Here is a 19,246-nt window from a genome sequence, read left to right on the forward strand (position 1 = left end):
CATTTCATTAAATTTATTATTTTAATTAAATTATAATTGTATAAATCGTCATATTATTCAGTATTTTTTCAAATTCGACAATAAATTAATATATATTAACTCTCTCTGTATAAATTGCCCAAAAATTTAATATATAACTAATATCTAAGCTATTAAATATTTCAATTAACAACTTTAGTCAATGGAAAATTTAAAATGGCAATTGACAATTAATGATGAATTATGAATTGAAATACTATAAAAGGAAATAATTATACTAATTATTAAGATATTTAAAGATATAGAAAGGATGTTTAAATGAAGTCTTTAAATAAAAGCATTGGATGTTATGGTGAAGCCATAGCTGAAGATTATTTAAAATCTGTTGGATATGTTATACTAGAAAAAAACTTTATGTGCAAAATTGGTGAAATTGATTTAATAGCAAAAGATAAAAATTATATTTCTTTTATAGAAGTAAAAACACGTTATGGAAATCTCTATGGAACTCCAGGAGAATCTATAACCACTTTAAAACAACATAAAATATATAAAACTGCTCAAACTTACATTTTAAAGAAAAAACTCTATAAGTCTAATTTTAGATTTGATGTCATTGAAATCACATTAAACAATAAAAATTCTCCTTATATTAAATTAATTAAGGATGCTTTCAGAATATGATAGCTTATCCAATTAATATAAGTAAAATAATACTTTTTAATAAGAATTACAGCCAATTATAAAAAACATGACCTAAATCATGTTTTTTATAATATATTCTTTAAAAAACTTTTTCTATGTATTTTTGTCACACCATAGATCTTTAAAGCTTTTACATGTTCTTCTGTACCATAACCTACATTTCTTTCAAAGCCATAGTTTAAAAACTCTCTACTATAGTCTTCCATAAGTTTATCTCTAAAAACCTTGGCTAGTATAGAAGCACAAGCTATACTTGCACTTTTAGTATCACCTTTTATAACATGATAATTTTTAATATTAAAATCTTTAATCAAATATCCATCTGATAAAACTACCTCTGGTGTAATAGAAAGCCTATTACAAGCTTTTTTAAATACTTCATTATTACACCATCCTATACCTTTTTCATCTATTTCTTCATTATTAATAGTAGAAATGCTATAGCTTAATGCATTTTCTTTTATTTTTGCTGCTAACTCTTCTCTCAACTTTTGTGATATCTTTTTAGAATCATTAATGTATAAAATCATATCCTTATTTTTTTCAAAATCTAAATCTAGTATTACTGCTGCAGAAACAATAGGTCCTGCAAGAGGTCCTCTTCCTACTTCATCTACACCAGCAACATATTTATAATTACCAAAGTTTTTATCAAAATCATACATATGCTTTACTCTAATTATTTCTTCATGGTAAGCATTTATATATTTTTTTAATTTTTCACCTAACTTCTGTACATTTTTTCTATTATCATTATTTAATAAATTTACTAATTTCATAAACAGTTCATTATACTCATCAATGGTATAATCTGATTGAAATTTACTTACATAGTTTTTTATTTCATCATATTTCATAGAAGATAAATTCAAATCATGCAAAACTATCACCACTATTCTTTATAAAATTAAAAATGAACAATTGACAATTATGGTTGAAATTAATTCTTTATGAATTAATTTCTTTAAAAGAAATAAGTTTAAAACTTCTCTTGAGAGAAGTATCCATAATTGTTCATTGTCAATCGTCAATCCTCAATTGACTTAAGGTCTCTCTAGTGATATAGGTCCTAATTTTCCGCCCCTAAATTCATCTAAGAGCATTACTGCCACTCTATTATAATCTATATTTCCCCCTGAGATTACAGCCCCTCTTTTTCTTCCTATATTCTCCATGTTTTCAAGAGCACTTTCACTTAATTCATTAAGTTTATATCTCTCTTTTAATCGCTCTGGATAATACTCTTGCAACCTTTCTATAAGCTTTAATGCTAAATCTTCTATATCCATAATTTCATCTTTTATAGCTCCTGTAAAGGCAAGATTTAATCCTACTTCTTCATCTTCAAATTTAGGCCATAATACACCTGGAGTATCCATAAGTTCTATACCTATTTTAGTCTTTATCCACTGTTTACTCTTAGTAACTCCTGGCCTATCTCCAGTTTTTGCTATATTATTTTTAGCTAATTTATTGATAAAGGTAGATTTCCCTACATTAGGTATCCCTACCACCATAACGCGAGTAACAATATTAACTACTCCTTTATTTTTAAGTCTATCATGTTTTTCTTTCAAAATTTCATCCAATGCAGGCTTAATATTTTTAAGCCCCATACCAGTTAAACAATTTACTGCTAACACCTTAGTATAATCATTTGAAAGAGTCCTTACCCATTCTTTTGTTACTTTTTCTTCACTTAAATCACTTTTATTCAATAATATAATTCTGGGTTTATCTTTACAAATTTCCTCTATATCAGGATTAGCACTAGATTTTATAATTCTAGCATCTCTTATTTCTATTACTGCATCTACTAGTTTAAGACTTTCTTTAATTTGTCTTCTAGTCTTTGCCATATGTCCTGGAAACCAATTTATACTCATAAATACCCACCTTTCTTTTTCTTTATAGTCGGCAATAAGCAATTTATAATAGCTAAAAAATATTTTTAAGTTTTAAAACTTATATTTTAAAATAAAAAAAGGGACTTTTTAGCCCCATTTTTTACTTGATTAATTCTTTAACTTTAGCAGCTTTTCCTACTCTGTCTCTTAAGTAGAATAACTTAGCTCTTCTTACTTTACCTTTTCTTACAACTTCAACTTTCTCTATAACTGGAGCATTAACTGGGAAAGTTTTTTCTACTCCAACTCCTGAAGCTACTCTTCTTACAGTAAAAGTTTCTCTTAATCCACCGTTTTGTCTTTTAAGTACAGTTCCTTCAAAAATCTGGATTCTTTCTTTGTTTCCTTCACTGATTCTGATGTGAACTTTAACAGTGTCTCCAACGTTGAATTCTGGTAAATCATTTCTAATTTGTTCAGCTTCTATAGCTTTTATTATATCTAACATGTGCATTCCCTCCTAAGCTTTATTTGACGTTCATAATCATGTATCATGACAGAGGACCGCCCGTACTAGCACAAAACACATTTTATCACATAAGAAATATCATATCAATACTATTTTTTACTTTTATAGTAATTCTCTAATAATTTTTTATCTTCTTTTGTAAGTTCAATGTTTTTATATAGATCATTTCTCTTTTCTTTAGTTATAAGCAAGGATTGAAGTCTTCTATATTTTCTTATATTATCATGATGTCCTGAAATTAAAACTTCTGGAACCTTTTTCCCTTCGAAATCATAAGGCCTTGTATATTGAGGATATTCTAAGAATCCATTATAAAAAGATTCGTCCATAAAACTTTCATCGCAAGATAATACTTTTGGAATCATTCTACTTATACTATCTACAATTGGTATACATGCCATTTCGCCACCAGTTAGTACAAAATCACCTAAGGATAACTCCATGTCTATGTAATCATAAACCCTTTGATCTATGCCTTCATAGTGACCACATAAGAAAATTAACTCTTTTTCATTACTTAATTCCTTAGCCATTTCTTGATTAAAAGTTTTACCTCTAGGTCCTAGAAATATCACCTTACCATTATTAACCTTTTTGACATTTTTTATGCAATCTACTATAGGTTGAGGAGTCATCACCATTCCTGCACCCCCACCATAAGGATAGTCATCTACTTTTTTATGTTTATTATTTGCATAATCTCTAATATTTACACAATTTATTTCTAATATTTTTTCATTTTGTGCTCTTCCTATAATGCTGTGGTTAAACACATCAAACATTTCAGGAAAAAGTGTTAATATATGTATCTTCATTATTCAGACCAAACATTGACAGGCTTTATTGTTATTTTACTATTTTCAATATCTACTTTAACCACAATATCTTTTAAAGCTGGAATAAGCACTTCTTTTTTTCCTTTGACCCAATATACGTCATTGCTTCCTGTTTCAATAACATCATATACTGTGCCTAGTTCTTCTCCCTCAGTATCAAAGACTTTACAATCAATTAAATCTGCAATATAATAACTGTCTTCTGGCAGCTCTTTAGCATCTTCCCTATGAATCTTTAAATATTTATTTCTATATTTCTCAGCTTCATCCATAGAATCTATACCTTCAATTTTAAGTATTGCCCTATCAGTTTGAAGCTTGCAAGAAGTAATCTTTCTCTCTATCCCATCTATATATACTTTTTTTAACATTGTAAATTCTTCTAAACTATCTGCCAATGAAAAAACTTTTACCTCACCTTTAACTCCATGAGGCTTAGTTATTTGTCCTATGCTCATAAACTCTTTCATTTTTAAAAGCTCCTCCTAGAATTTTATTATAGGGTTTCCTAATCAAAATTTAATTTATGCAGTATCTTAATTTTCATAACAAAATTCTTACCTATAAATGAAAATTTAAAAATTATGATTTAAACTCCACTTTTAAGCTCTTCGGAGTTTCTTTAGGATATATGGTTTTAAGTTTTATATGAAATCCCTATAATTTATCGTCATAATTAATTATAATTATAAAATAAGAGTTAGGATACCCTAACTCTTATGTTTCTATTATTTCTACAACAACTCTTTTATTTTCTTTAACAGCCGCTGCTTTTACAACAGTTCTAATAGACTTAGCTATTCTTCCCTGTTTTCCAATTACTTTTCCCATATCTGCCTTATCAACTTTTAACTCTAATATTATAGAATGATCGCTAGCAACTTCATTTATTACTACGGCATCGGGATTGTCAACTAAAGACTTAGCAATAACTTCAAGTAACTTTTTCATGGAATGCTCCTCCATTCAAATCAACAACTTACTATTTTATTCCAGCATTGTTGAAAAGTCTTTTTACTGTATCTGTTGGTTGTGCACCATTTTTTACCCACTTGTTTGCTTTCTCTTCGTCTATTTTAACTGTAACTGGCTCTGTTGTTGGATTGTAATATCCTATTTCATCAATAAATCTTCCATCTCTTGGAGATCTTGAATCAGCTACTATAATTCTGTAGAAAGGAGCTCTTTTTGCACCCATTCTTTTTAATCTAATTTTTACTGCCATGTTTTTTCACCTCCTTTAAAGGATTAATATCATATATTTAAAAAGGTAACTTTCCAAATATACCTTTTTTCATTGATTTCTGCATACCCTTCATATTCTTCATTGCCTTCTTCATCATATCAAAATGTTTCAAAATTTTATTTACCTCTTGAATTGAAGTACCTGAACCATTAGCGATTCTTTTCTTTCTTGATGGAGAAGATGATATTAGATTAGGTTTTCTTCTTTCCTCAAAGGTCATGGAACTTATTATTGCCTCTATCTTACCCATTTCCTTTTCTCCTTGTGAAAGGTCTAATCCTTTTAATTCTTTAGAATTCATTCCAGGCACCATTTCCATAATTTTACCTAGAGGTCCTAATTTCTTCATTTGATTAAGCATATCTAAAAAATCTTCAAAGTTAAATTCTTGATTTAACATTCTATTTCCTAGTTCTTGAGCTTTTTGTTCATCAATTGCAGATTGTGCTTTTTCTATAAGAGAAAGTACGTCTCCCATGCCTAATATTCTAGAGGCCATTCTTTCTGGATGGAATACTTCAAGATCAGACATTTTTTCTCCCATACCAACATATTTTATTGGCTTACTAGTCATAGCTTTTATTGAAAGTGCAGCTCCTCCTCTTGTATCACCATCAAGTTTTGTTAATATTACACCTGATATATCTAGTTGAGAATTAAAACTTTCAGCTACATTTACTGCATCTTGACCTGTCATTGAGTCAACTACTAATAGTATTTCATTAGGATCTATATTTTCTTTTACATCTTTAAGTTCATTCATCAATTCTTCATCTATATGAAGTCTTCCAGCAGTATCAACAATTACTACATTACATCCATTATTTTTAGCATTTTCTATAGATGCTTTAGCAATATCCACTGGACTTGTTTTATCTCCCATAGTAAACACTGGTACATCTATTGATTTTCCTACCACCTGAAGTTGTTTAATTGCGGCAGGTCTATATATATCACATGCTACTAAAAGAGGTTTTTTATTGTTTTTTCTAAGGTTAAGTGCAAGCTTACCAGCCATTGTTGTTTTACCAGCACCTTGAAGTCCCACTAACATAATTACAGAAATTCCATTTGGATTTAATTGAAGCTTACTTTCCACATTTCCCATAAGTTTAGTTAACTCATCATTAACTATTTTAATTACCTGTTGTCCTGGGGTTAAACTTTCTAAAACTTCATTTCCAAGGCATTTCTCACTAACGTCCTTAACAAAGTTTTTAACAACTTTATAGTTAACGTCCGCTTCTAACAGCGCTAGTTTAACTTCTCTCATAGCTTCTTTTATATCTTTTTCTGAAAGTTTGCCTTTACCTTTTAATTTTTTTATGGTTTCTTGCAACTTAGAAGTTAATCCTTCGAAAGCCATAGTAAACCTCCTAAATTTCAATAATATTTTCGATTATATCATTGATTACTTCGGACTTTTCATGGTCCTCTATATTTAAACTACTTATTTTTTTTATTATTCTTTCTTTAGAATTTTTAATTTCTAAACTTTTTTCTAAAAGATGAAGTTTTTTTTCGTACTCTAATAAGAGACTATTACATCTTTTTATTAAATCATGTATTGCTTGCCTACTAGTATTTGTAATCTCTGATATTTCTTTTAAAGATAAATCATCATTAAAATACAAGCCCATTATGTCTCTTTGTTTTTCTGTAAGCAACGGACCATAAAAATCTAAAAGTAATGATAACTCTAATCTTTTTTCCATGTAATCACCTTACTCACAAAGCATATATTAGCAAAAATAAATATAGCTGTCAAGTATTTTTACTTAACACTCTAAATATTTTTATTTGAGCTTATAATTACTTTTTATTTTATTATTTAAATATAGAATCATCTATAAGTTTTTAACTTTATTCTCATAGTGGATTTTACATTTAAATTTTTTAAAATAGTGCTTCTACAAATTCTCTTGAACTAAATTCTTGAAGATCATCAATGCCTTCTCCAACCCCTATAAATTTAACAGGAATGTTTAATTGGTTTTTAATAGAAATAACTACTCCACCTTTAGCAGTGCCATCAAGTTTGGTAAGTATTATACCATCAATAGGACAGACCTCCATAAATTGTTTAGCTTGAATGACCGCATTTTGTCCTGTAGTTGCATCTAAAACTAAAAGTGTTTCTCTATGAGCTTCACTATACTCTCTGTCAATTACCCTATTAATTTTTCCAAGCTCATCCATTAAATTTTTTTTGTTATGTAGCCTTCCTGCTGTATCGCAAATTAATACATCCACTTTTCTAGCTTTAGCAGCTTGCACTGCGTCATAGACTACTGCTGCTGGATCAGATCCTTCTTGGTGTTTTACTATATCAACGTTTGCTCTTTTACTCCATACCTCTAATTGATCAATAGCTGCTGCTCTAAATGTATCTGCTGCTGCTAATAATACTTTATAATTTTCCGCCTTAATTCTTGCAGCAATTTTACCTATAGATGTAGTTTTACCTACTCCATTAACACCAATTATCAACTTAATTTCTGGAAGATTTTTAGGAATTAAAGTATTTTCTTCTTCTCCCATCATCTCAATTATAACTTCCTTCATACAAGGCTTAACCATTGCTACATCCTTAATTTTGTCACTTTTAATTTTCGCTTTCAGTCTTTCAATAATTTCTACAGAAGTTTCAACTCCTATATCACTAACAATTAGAGCCTCTTCCAATTCTTCATAAAGATCTTCATCTATAGTAACAGCAAGATTTAAAACATCTGATACTGCATTACTAATACTATCTCTTGTTTTTGTTAGACCAGTTTTAAGTTTTTCAAAAAAATTTCCAAACATAAATTTTCCTCCTTGTTTTGTTTATAATGTCAGGTAAAAGAAATTGATTCATAAAGAGTTAATTTCCACTTTAATTGTGGGTTTTAAATTATACATTATTTAAAATTGTGAAGTATAGTTTATCCATATATTCACTAGTTATTTTTTTGAATATCCATAAAATCAACAGAAACCACTTTTGATACTCCTTTTTCTTCCATTGTCACTCCATAAAGCACGTCACTAGCTTCCATTGTTCCTTTTCTATGAGTAATAACTATAAATTGAATATTATTTGAGAATTTCTTTAAAAACTCCGCATATCTAACTACATTAGCATCATCAAGAGCAGCTTCAATCTCATCTAATATACAAAATGGAGTTGGTTTCATCTTTAATATACCGAATAAAAGTGCTATAGCCGATAACACTTTTTCTCCTCCAGATAAAAGATTTATATTTTGAAGTTTCTTTCCTGGAGGCTCTACATTAATGTCTATTTTTGAGGTCAATTCGTCTCCATCTGTTAATATTAAATCTGCACTTCCACCTTTAAATAACTCTTTAAAGGTTTCATTAAAATTTTTTCTAAGTATTAAAAAGTTTTCTTTAAATACTATTCTCATTTTACTTGTCATCTCTTCAATAACTTTTAAAAGTTCATCCTTTGCTTGAACTAAATCTTCTCTTTGAGAAGTCATAAAGCTATATTTTTCCTTAACCTCTTTATACTCCTCAATAGCACCTACATTTACTGAACCTAAACTATTAATCTCCTGTTTAATTTGCACAACATTTTCTTTAAGTTTAGCTACATTTTCTATAGGTTCTTTAAAATTTAAAGCCTCTGCATAAGTTAACTCATATTCCTCATTTAATTTATTAAGAAGGCTTTCCTTTTCTGTTTCTATTCTAGCTAAAGTTACTTGATACTTGTGTAATTCTTTCTCTGAAGCTTCTAGTTCTAAAATTAAATCTTCTTCTTTAGATTTAATTTTAGTTATATTTTCTTTTAATTTTACCTTTTCAATTTCATTATCTGATATAAGCTTTTCCATACTAGATAACATCTCTAAAGTATCTTTAATAGTAATTTTATTATTACTTAAAATCTCTTGATAATTATCTTTATTTTCTTTTAAACCTTCTGCTTCTTTATTAAGTATTTCTATCTTACAAGTATAGTCTTTAATCTCATCATTTATTCTTGAAAGCTCATTATCTTTGTTAATGGTAATTTCATCAATCTTTGCTTTTTCAACTCTAAGTTCAGTTAAAACTTCTCTATACTTTTTAATATTTTCATCGCTTTCTTTTAACTTGCTTTTTAAAATTTCTTCTTCATTATCTATAACTTTTATTTTCTCTTCTATAGAATTTACATTTTCTCTAGATTCCTTTAGCTTTTCATTATTTAAAGAAATTTCATTTTCTGTATTTTTTAAGTTTATTCCAGACTTTTCCAAATCTATTTTAAGTTTAGCTTCTTCTTCAGAAATGGAATTTATCTTACTTTGCACTTTTGTTTTCTCTATATTTTCAAAGTGAATTTCATCTCTTAAATTTAAATTCTCTTCGTCTAAAGTTTTAATATTTTCATTTAACTTTTTTACTAAAATATTTTCATTTTCAATTTCATCATTTATATGGTTAAACTTAACTCTAAGTTCTTCAATCTCTCTTTTTCTTCCTATTACATTAGTAGACTTAGAATAAATACTTCCTCCTGTTAAAGCACCACCAGGATTTACAACTTCTCCAGATAAAGTTACAATTTTTTGTTTATAATTTAGCAACTTAGCTATTTTAATTGCATTATCCATATTATCACATATTATGGTTTTTCCTAGGGTATAATCAATTATACCTTTAAACTTACTATCAAAATCTATAAGTTCACTAGCAACTCCAATATATCCAAAAGTATTTTTAATATTACTGCTAAGTTCCAAGCTTTTACCTTTAACTGTACTTAATGGTAAAAATGTAGCTCTACCTAAACTATTTTTTTTCAAATATTCAATTAGAATCTTTGCATCATTTTCATCTTCTGTAATTATATTAGATAAGCTTCCCCCTAGTGCGATTTCCATAGCTGTTTCATATTTTCTATCAACTTTTATGACTTCCCCTAAAATATAACAACTACCTTTAAAATTAAGTACTTTTTTGGAATCTATATGTTGCATTAAAAGTTTAACAGACCTATTATATCCTTCATATTGCTTATCTAGATTAATTAACATATTTAAACTTGCATCTATCTTGTTTGAATTAGCAACTAATTCCTTAAGTTTTTTTTCTTCTAAGGTTTGACTATGTCTTAACTTTCCAATTTCACTTTTGTTAGCTTTAATTTTATCCTCGTAACTATTTATTTTTTCTAAAAGCTTATTAGATTCTATTTCAAGTACAGCTTTAGTAGAGTTATTAATTTTTAACGAATTAACAAACCCTTCTATATCTACTCTTAATCCTTGAAGTTTTTCATTTAAAATACCTAATTGGCTCTCTAGAAGCATTATGTTATTATTTTGAAGGTTTCTATTATCTAAAAGACTCTGCTTTTTTGATTGAAAAGCCACTAATTTTTCATTTTCATTAAAAGTATCATCACTTAATTTTTTTATTTCTTCTTCCTTAATCTTGATTTTACCTTCTATATTTTTTTGTTTTTCTTTAGAATCACTTAAACTTACTTCTAATTTATCTACTTCATCTTTTAAAGATTTAACCTTTAAATTTAATTTTTCTGTCTCTTCAATATTTTTTCTTATAGATTCATTAACTAACTCCATTCTCTCTTCTAAGATTTTTATCTCTGACAATATTTGCTGATGCTTTGATTTATTATCATAAAACTTTTGCTTATCTTCAGATATTTTATTTTCAAATTGTTCTAAATTACTACTTTGTATTTCTATTTGTTCTTTTATTTTTCTTCTTTCATTTAATTTTTCTTGCAATTCTTTATTTATAGCTTCACATTGTCCTTTATAACTAGAAATTTTTATTTCAGTTTTTTCTATAAAATCAATAATAATATTAATTTCATCATTTTTTAATTGATTTGATAATTCTAAAAATCTTTTAGCCTTATCACTTTCAATTCTAAGAGGTTCTAATCTTTCCTCATAAGTATCTAATATATCATGTATTCTTATTAAGTTTTGTTCTGTATTATCTAATTTTCTCTCTGCTTCTTCTTTTCTAGTTTTATATTTAACAATTCCAGCGGCTTCTTCTAAAAGTTTTCTTCTTTCCTCCGGTTTTCCACTAAGTATAGCATCTATTTTACCTTGACCTATTATAGAATATCCTTCTTTACCTATACCTGTATCCATAAATAAAGCTTGTACATCTTTTAATCTACATATAGTATTATTTATTAAATATTCGCTTTCTCCTGAGCGATAAAGCCTTCTTGAAATAACTACATCAGAATATTCAATATCTAGTTCTGAATCAGAGTTATCCAAAATAAGAGAAACTTGTGCAAGTCCCACAGGTTTTCTAAATTGAGTACCTGCAAAAATTACATCCTCCATTTTATCTCCTCTTAAGTTCCTAACACTCTGCTCTCCTAAAACCCATCTTACTGCATCTGATATATTGCTTTTCCCGCTTCCATTAGGTCCTACTACAGCAGTTACTCCCTTTTTAAATACAAGTTCCGTTTTATCTGCAAAGGACTTAAAACCTCTAATTTCAATAGATTTTAAGAACATCTATTCACTCTCCTAATTTGCTATAATTAATGGTAATACAATTCCTAATAACATAAACATAGAAATTACTGCTGCTAATATTTTCGCTAATTTTTCTCTTTTTTTCTTTTTCACAGTTCTCACCTTCTTTTACTACAATTTAGTTTATATTATTTACTTTAAAATATCAAACAAAAACATTAATAACCCTACAAATACAAGTATGAATTTAATAAAATTAATTTTATTAAATTCATTTCATTCTTAATTGTCATTTATTCACTACTAATTGTCAATTAGTTAAAATTAATTTAATTTTATATTAGATAATTTTTATAAAAGTCTGTTGATAAAATCTTTAAAATAAAATAACTAGTCAGTATGATACAAAAGAATTAAAGTTAAAAATAATATACTTAACTGATTAGCTATTTTTATAATAAAATTAAATAAATATATTATAATTAATGTTAATTTTTTTACTTCAAAGTTATTAATGTTTATAGTATAAAATATTAAAAACTCTTGATTTACAAAACTTCATTTTTGAAATCTAGCAATATCAAGAGTTTAAAATTCCATTTTTAAATGATATTTAAATCTAGGAATAGTAATAAATTTAATATTTATTTCTATATAGCAAATTTTCTTCTCAAATAATTTTCTAAAGTTATTTCCTCAGCATTTTCCTTTAGATTAAATCTTAATTCTCCCCTTTTTACTGATATATCCTGATTGATTTTTAGTTTTTTCAACCCTAATATTTTTAAAGCCTCATTAAAATATTTTTTCTTATTAGCATAAAGTTTTGATATATCTTTAGGATTTATAGAAATACTTTCAATATCACTATGACTTTTAAAATATTCTACTATTAATTCTTGATATATAGAACTTTCTACTAGTTCTCTAAAAGCGGGATGGAATGGACCTTCGACTATTTCCTTACCATAATTTATCTCTTCTGTAGGTTGAAGTCCTATTCTTATAACCATAATACCACTTCCTACGTACATCCCATATATTATTTTGCTAATTTCAACTGCCTTTTCTAAATCATAAGGCTTGTACTCTCCTCTTTCTAATAAGGTTTGCATAGGTGTATTTTTTATCACCAGAGAGGGATAGATTCTGCATATATCAGGTTTCATTGCTATACTTTTTTGAGCAGTTAATATATCCTTTTCCCTATTATCCCCAGGTAATCCCAACATAATTTGATGCCCTAAAGTAAATCCATATTTTTTAATTAACTTTGATGCTTTTACTACATCATCAGAACTATGTCCTCTTCCAGATTTTATTAAAACCTCATCATCAAGTGATTGTACTCCTAACTCTATTATGTCAACAGAATGCTCTTTAAGGTTAGATAATATTTTGTCATCTATGTAATCCGGTCTTGTTGATAACCTTATATAATCTATCTTATTACAATCTTTATAATTCTTTGCTACAGAAAGCAACTCATTTTGTTTATTTATATCTATAGCTGTAAAAGTGCCTCCAAAAAAAGATACTTCTACAACTGATTTTTCTCTATCTATAGTTTTTAGATATTCTTTTATAGTATTTTCTACAAATTCTCCATCAATTTTAAAGCAACTTCCTGTAATACTATCTTGATTACAAAATACACATGTATGAGGACACCCTTCATGTGGCACAAATATTGGGATTATGTAATGAAGTTTATTCATATATTTCCTCCTTAGTTAAAAGCACTTCTCTGGCAGCATTTTGTTCTGCTTCTTTCTTGCTATAACCTACACCGCTACCTTTAGATATACCATTTATTAAAACTTCGACATAGAATAACCTTCTATGTGGAGGACCTTCATATTTAATTAGATTATAAATTATAGACACTTCTCCATTTTTCTGAAGGATTTCTTGAAGCTTTGTTTTATAATCAATTATTATTTGATTTTTTAAAGCCTTATAGATTATATTTTTAAAATTAGTTAATATGAATTCTCTTACATATTCTAAACCCTTATCTAAATAAATAGCAGCGATTATAGCTTCTACAGCATCTGCTAAAATAGATACTCTAGTTCTTCCACCAGTCATTTCTTCACCCTTACTCATAGTTATATAAGAACCTAGATTCCATCCTTTAGCTATTTCATAAAGAGAATTTTCGCAAACAATTAGTGATCTGACTCTTGTTAAGTATCCCTCACTTTCATTTATATTGTTTGAAAACAAATGCTGAGAGATTACAAGTTGAAGTACTGAGTCTCCTAAGAACTCCAATCTCTCATTGTAATCTACGTCTTTTTTTTGATTAGCATAAGAACTATGGGTAATTGCTGTTTGTAATAATTCTAAATTATCAAAGTTTAATTGTAATTTATTCTGCAATTCTAATGTGTTAGGTCTAATCTTCATTTTTTACTCCTTCTTAGGAGTTTATTCCTCAATTTATTACCTCATTAATAAATTCAAGAAAGAACTCCTTGATTTTATTCCTTTTATATGAAAATAAAGTCCCGCAATTAGCGGAACTTAAATTTTACTCTTCTACACGTGCTTTTATGTATTCGACTACATCACCCACTGTAGATATTTTTTCTGCATCTTCATCAGGTATTTCTATATCGAATTCTTCCTCTAATGCCATTATTAACTCAACTATATCTAGTGAATCAGCACCTAAATCATCTATGAAAGATGATTCCATTTTAATCTCATCTTCCTCTATGCTTAATTGCTCAGCTATTCTCTCTCTTATTTTTTCAAACATAATTATTCAGCCTCCTAATAAATTAAAAACATTTCAATTAAATATTAATAGTTATATTGAAAGTAATCAATAGATTTTTAATTTTTTTAATATATTTTAATAATATACTTCAATTTAATAATATTATTCATGATATTTTATTCTTTTACTCTTTTTCTGTTCCTAAATTTTCAAGTTCTACTTGTATTTTTTCAACAATTTTATTATCATATGCTACTTTTGCTTGTCTTATAGCATTTTTAAAAGCTTTTGCATTTGAACTTCCATGAGCCTTAACACAAATCCCATTAACACCTAAAAAAGCAGCTCCACCATATTCTGTGTAGTCAAAATCACTTTTAATCTTTTTAAAAACAGGTTTTAAGAGCATACCACCTAATTTTGTAGTAAAAGAACTCATTATATTTTCTTTTAATATTGAAAATATGCTAGCAGCTACCCCTTCGTACATTTTAAGTACCGTGTTTCCTACAAAACCATCACATACCAGCACCTTAACATCGCCTTGAGTAATATCTCTTGGCTCAACATTTCCAACAAAATTATAATCTGTAGTCTTCAAAAGCTTATGAGCATTTTTAGTAAGCTCATTACCCTTTTCTTCTTCTGCACCAATATTTATAAGTCCTATAGTAGGATTTTTAGTATTTAATACATTTTCAAAATAAATTTTTCCCATTAGAGCAAATTGAACTAAATAATGAGGTTTACAATCTGCATTTGCACCTACATCTATAATCATAAATGGACCATTAATTCCTGGTAAAACTGGTGCTAATGCCGGTCTATCAATACCTTTCAATCTACCAACTATAAGAGTACAACCTGCTAAAAAAGCCCCTGTACTTCCAGCAGATATAATTCCATCTACCTTTTTTTCTTTAACTAATTGTAGCGCCTTAGAAATACTAGAATCCTTTTTTCTTCTAATAGCTTTTACAGGCTCTTCATTAGGGCTTATAATCTCTGTAGCATTCACTATAGTGATCTTTTCTTTATCATAGTCGTATTTGCTTAATTCTTTAGCTATCTCTTCTTCTGGACCGGTTATAATGAGTTCTATATCATTATATTCTTTTACTGCTAATACTGATCCTTCTACTATCGCTGAAGGTGAAAAATCTCCACCCATTCCATCTACTGCAAATTTCATTTTTAACCCTCACTTAATTTTATCAATTTTTTCTATAAGTTACTAAATAAAAAAAATTATGTATAAGTTCTTATTATAAATATTATATATTAAACTTTGTAAAAAATTCTACTTTATTCTTATATTTATAAAAAATATTATATAAAAAATAAAAGAAAGTCAAGTGACTTTCTTTTTTATTTCTCAGTTGAAACAACTTCTCTATTTTTGTAGTGTCCACAGTTCTTACAAACTCTGTGAGCAAGTTTCATTTCATGGCACTGAGGGCATTCAACTATTCCTGGTAAACCAAGTTTGAATGTTTGCGCTCTTCTTGAATCTCTTCTAGCTTTAGAAAATTTTCTCGCAGGATTTCCCATCGTAACACCTCCTTACGGGTTTGAAAACAATTCTTTTAACTTTGCCAACCTCGGATCAAGATCATCTTTTTCACAGTCACATGAATTATGATTTAGATTCGTTCCACAGTGTTGGCACAGCCCTTTGCAGCCTTCCTTGCAAAGTTTTTTTACAGGAAGCTCTACAGAAAGATTGTTTTCTATTATTTGGTAAATATCTATTTTATCATTCTTAATTGAGATAATTTCTCCGTCTTCATCTTTAATAGTATCAGATAACTTTTCATTTATGTCCATATTTACATTATAAGAAAAGCTCTCACTACATCTTGAACAAGGTAATAAAACCTCAGTTTCAACATTTCCAGTTAATTCATAGATATTATCAATTAACCTGATTATTCCTTTGAATTTTATAGGCTTAGTGAACTTTATAACTTCACCATTGTCATTAAAACTTTCTTTAGATAACTCTAAATCAAGCTCTCTTCTTCCATGTTTCTTATTCTTTAATTCTGAAAGGTCAATATTCATAATTTTTAACGCTCCGAAAAAATATTACAAAATATTCTTCTCATATGAATAGCTCATCATACATAATGCGAATTTAATCACATAGCTTGAGCAAAGCTACTACGCCCCTCCTTATGTTTATTCAAGATTTTCTACTATTTTCAAACACAAACTATTATATAAATTATAACTTTAAAAGTCAAGAATTATTTGTATGTTTAAAAACATATTAAGGAAAGGCAGTAGCTAATTATTATTTAAAAACTATTTAGAAGTTAACTCTTGAGTATCTCTTGCTATTACTAATTCTTCGTTAGTTGGTACAACGAAAACCTTAACTTTAGCGTCAGCAGCACTTACATCTACAGCTTTTCCTCTTACATTGTTTTTCTCAGAATCAATTTTAATTCCCATAAATTCTAAGCCTTTGCATATATCTTCTCTTGTAACTGGAGAATTTTCTCCTAATCCTGCTGTAAATACAATAGCATCAACTCCACCCATAGCTGCAGCGTAAGATCCTATCATTTGTCTTACTCTATAGTTATAAACATCTAATGCAAGTTTAGCTCTTTCATTTCCTTCATCAGCAGCTCCTTCTATATCTCTAAAGTCACTACTTACTCCTGAAATTCCTAGAACTCCTGATTTTTTGTTTAGTAAGTCATTCACTTCATCAACACTCATATTTTCTTCTTTCATTAAGAAAGTAACTATAGCAGGGTCAATGTTTCCACATCTAGTTCCCATTGCTATTCCTTCAAGTGGAGTAAAGCCCATGCTTGTATCTACTGATTTACCATTTTTAACTGCTGATAAACTAGCACCATTTCCTAAGTGACAAGTAATAATTTTAATATCTTTTATATCTTTACCCATCATTTCAGCAACTTGGCCAGATACAAATTTATGAGATGTTCCATGGAATCCATATTTTCTTATTCCATGCTTCTCATATAGCTCATATGGTAATGGATATATAAATGCTTCTTTTGGCATTGTTTGATGGAATGCTGTATCAAATACTGCAACCATTGGTGTGCTTGGCATTAATTCTTTACATGCATTAATTCCTATTATGTTTGCTGGATTATGAAGTGGTGCAAGTTTTACACACTCTTCTAATTTGCCCATAACCTCATCATTGATGATAACTGATTCAGCATACTTTTCTCCGCCATGAACAACTCTATGTCCTACAGCATTGATTTCTGACATGTTAGATATAACTCCATGTACTTTATCAGTTAAGCTATCTATAACGTGTTTTATAGCCTCTTTATGACTTTCCATTGGAACTTGGATTATGTATTTATCTCTTCCTGGAACCTTTTGAGTTAATATTGAACCCTCTATTCCTATTCTTTCTACTAAACCTTGTGCTATTGCTTCCTCATTTTCCATGTTGATTAATTGATACTTTAATGAAGAACTTCCGCAATTGATTACAAGTATTTTCATTGATAACTCCTCCTTAATGACACCTTTGTTATTTGTTATTTAGTAATTCTTCTAAAATTACTTTTAATAAAATTGTTATTAAAAGCTCACAATCTTTAGTATATAATATAACTTTTACTTATTGCAAGACTGTTGAGCTTGTATAGCAGTTATAGCTACAACATTAACTATATCATCAACGCTACAACCTCTTGATAAATCGTTAATAGGTTTTGCAAATCCTTGACAAACTGGTCCTATGGCTTTAGCATTTGCAAATCTTTGAACTAATTTATATCCTATGTTTCCTGCTTGTAAATCTGGGAATACTAGAATATTAGCATTTCCTGCTACAGAACTATTTGGTGCCTTTTGTTTAGCAACCTTATCTACAATAGCAGCATCTAATTGTAGCTCTCCATCAATTTGTAAATCTGGTCTTTGTTGTCTAGCTGACTCTGTAGCGATTCTCACTTTGTCAACATTTTCATGCTTAGCACTTCCCATACTTGAGAATGAAAGCATTGCAACTTTAGGTTCTATTCCACATAATGCTTTAGCATTATCTGCTGTACTTATCGCTATTGAAGCTAATTCTTCCGCATTAGGATTTGGATTAACTGCACAATCAGCAAATAATAAAGTACCCTCTTTACCATACTCACAGTTTGGAACTTCCATTATAAAGAAACTTGATACAACTTTTATTTCTGGAGCTGTTTTTACTATTTGAAGACCAGGACGTAATAAATCACCTGTACTATGTACTGCTCCTGAAACTAATCCATCTACATCGTCCATTTTAACCATCATTGTTCCAAAATATACTGGGTCTTTTACCACTTCAGTAGCTTTTTCTAGTGTTACTCCCTTATTTTTTCTAAGCTCATAAAAAGCTTCAGCATATTTTGATGTTTTATCTGAAGTCTCTGGATCTATGATTTCTATTCCTTCTATATTTACTCCAAATGCTTTAGCATTAGCTTTAACCTTCTCTTCAGCACCAACTAAAACTACTTCTGCTATAGCATTTTTTTTAATTAACTCAGCAGCTTTTAAGTTTCTTTCCTCATCGCCTTCTGGCAAAACTATTTTTTTCATATCTGCTTGAGCCAAACTCCAAATCTTGTCTACAAAACTCATCACAAAATCTCCTTTCAGTTTTAAACCACTAACATCCCTTATTAATATAACCCTTTTTTACTATAATTTTCAACCTAAAACAAAAATTTTATTAACATAATATAATTCTGAAAATTGCTACTTCTAAATCTTGTTGTACTAATATAATAGGTTTGAAATAAAATAATTAGTTAACAATAAGGTAAATATTCTCTATTAGATAAAGAATCAATATTTGATAATAGTTATAATATTAAAAAATTATGTTAATGAATCATTATATAAAATAGAGTAA

The 19,246-nt window shown here is 28.3% G+C and carries 20 protein-coding genes; 1 reads left to right on the top strand and 19 read right to left on the bottom strand.

What is annotated here, in order from left to right:
• Positions 1-297 precede the first annotated feature (297 nt).
• Positions 298-663, top strand: coding sequence for a YraN family protein (locus ACY1IQ_RS04080; protein WP_461612764.1), 366 nt, complete (start codon positions 298-300; stop codon positions 661-663).
• Positions 664-749: 86 nt separating this feature from the next.
• Here the strand turns inward: ACY1IQ_RS04080 and ACY1IQ_RS04085 are convergent, their stop codons facing one another.
• The 19 genes from ACY1IQ_RS04085 to pta all read right to left on the bottom strand — a co-directional run bounded on the left by ACY1IQ_RS04085 (position 750) and on the right by pta (position 18,972).
• Positions 750-1,541, bottom strand: a complete 792-nt coding sequence (locus ACY1IQ_RS04085) for a ribonuclease HII (protein WP_461612765.1) — start codon at positions 1,539-1,541, stop codon at positions 750-752.
• 186 nt (positions 1,542-1,727) lie between these two features.
• Positions 1,728-2,570 (bottom strand): ribosome biogenesis GTPase YlqF, encoded by an 843-nt coding sequence (gene ylqF / locus ACY1IQ_RS04090; protein ID WP_461612766.1) that lies wholly within the window; start codon positions 2,568-2,570, stop codon positions 1,728-1,730.
• Positions 2,571-2,691: 121 nt separating this feature from the next.
• Positions 2,692-3,039, bottom strand: a complete 348-nt coding sequence (gene rplS, locus ACY1IQ_RS04095) for a 50S ribosomal protein L19 (protein WP_461612767.1) — start codon at positions 3,037-3,039, stop codon at positions 2,692-2,694.
• A 110-nt stretch (positions 3,040-3,149) separates the two neighbouring features.
• The gene (gene trmD / locus ACY1IQ_RS04100) at positions 3,150-3,875 is read right to left on the bottom strand and encodes a tRNA (guanosine(37)-N1)-methyltransferase TrmD (RefSeq protein ID WP_461612768.1); all 726 of its coding nucleotides are present in this window, start codon (positions 3,873-3,875) and stop codon (positions 3,150-3,152) included.
• Positions 3,875-4,366, bottom strand: coding sequence for a ribosome maturation factor RimM (gene rimM / locus ACY1IQ_RS04105; RefSeq protein ID WP_461612769.1), 492 nt, complete (start codon positions 4,364-4,366; stop codon positions 3,875-3,877). The genes trmD and rimM overlap by 1 nt, the downstream gene beginning before the upstream one ends.
• 247 nt (positions 4,367-4,613) lie before the next feature.
• Positions 4,614-4,847, bottom strand: a complete 234-nt coding sequence (locus ACY1IQ_RS04110) for a KH domain-containing protein (RefSeq protein ID WP_039631839.1) — start codon at positions 4,845-4,847, stop codon at positions 4,614-4,616.
• Between the two features lie 31 nt (positions 4,848-4,878).
• Positions 4,879-5,121, bottom strand: coding sequence for a 30S ribosomal protein S16 (gene rpsP / locus ACY1IQ_RS04115; RefSeq protein ID WP_039631837.1), 243 nt, complete (start codon positions 5,119-5,121; stop codon positions 4,879-4,881).
• Positions 5,122-5,158: 37 nt separating this feature from the next.
• Positions 5,159-6,508 carry a signal recognition particle protein gene (gene ffh / locus ACY1IQ_RS04120; protein WP_291584319.1) on the bottom strand — a complete coding sequence of 450 codons (1,350 nt, stop codon included), beginning with the start codon at positions 6,506-6,508 and terminating at the stop codon, positions 5,159-5,161.
• A gap of 10 nt (positions 6,509-6,518) precedes the next feature.
• The gene (locus ACY1IQ_RS04125; RefSeq protein ID WP_461612770.1) at positions 6,519-6,857 is read right to left on the bottom strand and encodes a putative DNA-binding protein; all 339 of its coding nucleotides are present in this window, start codon (positions 6,855-6,857) and stop codon (positions 6,519-6,521) included.
• Between the two features lie 181 nt (positions 6,858-7,038).
• Positions 7,039-7,950 carry a signal recognition particle-docking protein FtsY gene (ftsY, locus tag ACY1IQ_RS04130; protein WP_461612771.1) on the bottom strand — a complete coding sequence of 304 codons (912 nt, stop codon included), beginning with the start codon at positions 7,948-7,950 and terminating at the stop codon, positions 7,039-7,041.
• A gap of 134 nt (positions 7,951-8,084) precedes the next feature.
• On the bottom strand, positions 8,085-11,657 hold the full coding sequence (gene smc, locus ACY1IQ_RS04135) for a chromosome segregation protein SMC (RefSeq protein ID WP_461612772.1): 3,573 nt from the start codon (positions 11,655-11,657) through the stop codon (positions 8,085-8,087).
• Positions 11,658-12,268: 611 nt separating this feature from the next.
• Positions 12,269-13,336, bottom strand: a complete 1,068-nt coding sequence (locus ACY1IQ_RS04140) for an elongator complex protein 3 (RefSeq protein ID WP_461612773.1) — start codon at positions 13,334-13,336, stop codon at positions 12,269-12,271.
• A complete protein-coding gene (gene rnc / locus ACY1IQ_RS04145) occupies positions 13,329-14,030 on the bottom strand; it encodes a ribonuclease III (RefSeq protein WP_461612774.1) in 702 nt (233 codons plus the stop codon). Before rnc ends, ACY1IQ_RS04140 begins: the two co-directional genes overlap by 8 nt.
• A gap of 124 nt (positions 14,031-14,154) precedes the next feature.
• Positions 14,155-14,388 carry an acyl carrier protein gene (gene acpP / locus ACY1IQ_RS04150; protein ID WP_145953075.1) on the bottom strand — a complete coding sequence of 78 codons (234 nt, stop codon included), beginning with the start codon at positions 14,386-14,388 and terminating at the stop codon, positions 14,155-14,157.
• Between the two features lie 142 nt (positions 14,389-14,530).
• Complete coding sequence (gene plsX, locus ACY1IQ_RS04155; protein ID WP_461612775.1) at positions 14,531-15,538, bottom strand: phosphate acyltransferase PlsX; 1,008 nt, start codon at positions 15,536-15,538, stop codon at positions 14,531-14,533.
• A 176-nt stretch (positions 15,539-15,714) separates the two neighbouring features.
• Positions 15,715-15,897, bottom strand: coding sequence for a 50S ribosomal protein L32 (gene rpmF, locus ACY1IQ_RS04160; protein ID WP_039631819.1), 183 nt, complete (start codon positions 15,895-15,897; stop codon positions 15,715-15,717).
• Between the two features lie 12 nt (positions 15,898-15,909).
• Positions 15,910-16,410, bottom strand: a complete 501-nt coding sequence (locus ACY1IQ_RS04165; protein ID WP_461612776.1) for a YceD family protein — start codon at positions 16,408-16,410, stop codon at positions 15,910-15,912.
• Positions 16,411-16,653: 243 nt separating this feature from the next.
• A complete protein-coding gene (locus ACY1IQ_RS04170; protein WP_461612777.1) occupies positions 16,654-17,850 on the bottom strand; it encodes an acetate/propionate family kinase in 1,197 nt (398 codons plus the stop codon).
• A 114-nt stretch (positions 17,851-17,964) separates the two neighbouring features.
• Positions 17,965-18,972 carry a phosphate acetyltransferase gene (pta, locus tag ACY1IQ_RS04175; protein ID WP_461612778.1) on the bottom strand — a complete coding sequence of 336 codons (1,008 nt, stop codon included), beginning with the start codon at positions 18,970-18,972 and terminating at the stop codon, positions 17,965-17,967.
• Between the last annotated feature and the right edge of the window lie 274 nt (positions 18,973-19,246).

The organism is Clostridium sp. Marseille-QA1073, from assembly GCF_054863625.1.

Excerpts from the sequence above, each read along its gene's own strand:
- rplS (WP_461612767.1), bottom strand. The coding sequence starts at position 3,039 with ATGTTAGATATAATAAAAGCTATAGAAGCTGAACAAATTAGAAATGAT.
- pta (WP_461612778.1), bottom strand. The coding sequence starts at position 18,972 with ATGAGTTTTGTAGACAAGATTTGGAGTTTGGCTCAAGCAGATATGAAA.
- rpmF (WP_039631819.1), bottom strand. The coding sequence starts at position 15,897 with ATGGGAAATCCTGCGAGAAAATTTTCTAAAGCTAGAAGAGATTCAAGA.
- ACY1IQ_RS04080 (WP_461612764.1), top strand. The coding sequence starts at position 298 with ATGAAGTCTTTAAATAAAAGCATTGGATGTTATGGTGAAGCCATAGCT.
- plsX (WP_461612775.1), bottom strand. The coding sequence starts at position 15,538 with ATGAAATTTGCAGTAGATGGAATGGGTGGAGATTTTTCACCTTCAGCG.
- trmD (WP_461612768.1), bottom strand. The coding sequence starts at position 3,875 with ATGAAGATACATATATTAACACTTTTTCCTGAAATGTTTGATGTGTTT.
- rimM (WP_461612769.1), bottom strand. The coding sequence starts at position 4,366 with ATGAAAGAGTTTATGAGCATAGGACAAATAACTAAGCCTCATGGAGTT.
- ACY1IQ_RS04170 (WP_461612777.1), bottom strand. The coding sequence starts at position 17,850 with ATGAAAATACTTGTAATCAATTGCGGAAGTTCTTCATTAAAGTATCAA.
- rnc (WP_461612774.1), bottom strand. The coding sequence starts at position 14,030 with ATGAAGATTAGACCTAACACATTAGAATTGCAGAATAAATTACAATTA.
- ACY1IQ_RS04085 (WP_461612765.1), bottom strand. The coding sequence starts at position 1,541 with ATGAAATATGATGAAATAAAAAACTATGTAAGTAAATTTCAATCAGAT.
- ACY1IQ_RS04110 (WP_039631839.1), bottom strand. The coding sequence starts at position 4,847 with ATGAAAAAGTTACTTGAAGTTATTGCTAAGTCTTTAGTTGACAATCCC.
- smc (WP_461612772.1), bottom strand. The coding sequence starts at position 11,657 with ATGTTCTTAAAATCTATTGAAATTAGAGGTTTTAAGTCCTTTGCAGAT.
- rpsP (WP_039631837.1), bottom strand. The coding sequence starts at position 5,121 with ATGGCAGTAAAAATTAGATTAAAAAGAATGGGTGCAAAAAGAGCTCCT.
- ACY1IQ_RS04140 (WP_461612773.1), bottom strand. The coding sequence starts at position 13,336 with ATGAATAAACTTCATTACATAATCCCAATATTTGTGCCACATGAAGGG.
- ACY1IQ_RS04165 (WP_461612776.1), bottom strand. The coding sequence starts at position 16,410 with ATGAATATTGACCTTTCAGAATTAAAGAATAAGAAACATGGAAGAAGA.
- ffh (WP_291584319.1), bottom strand. The coding sequence starts at position 6,508 with ATGGCTTTCGAAGGATTAACTTCTAAGTTGCAAGAAACCATAAAAAAA.
- ylqF (WP_461612766.1), bottom strand. The coding sequence starts at position 2,570 with ATGAGTATAAATTGGTTTCCAGGACATATGGCAAAGACTAGAAGACAA.
- ACY1IQ_RS04125 (WP_461612770.1), bottom strand. The coding sequence starts at position 6,857 with ATGGAAAAAAGATTAGAGTTATCATTACTTTTAGATTTTTATGGTCCG.
- ftsY (WP_461612771.1), bottom strand. The coding sequence starts at position 7,950 with ATGTTTGGAAATTTTTTTGAAAAACTTAAAACTGGTCTAACAAAAACA.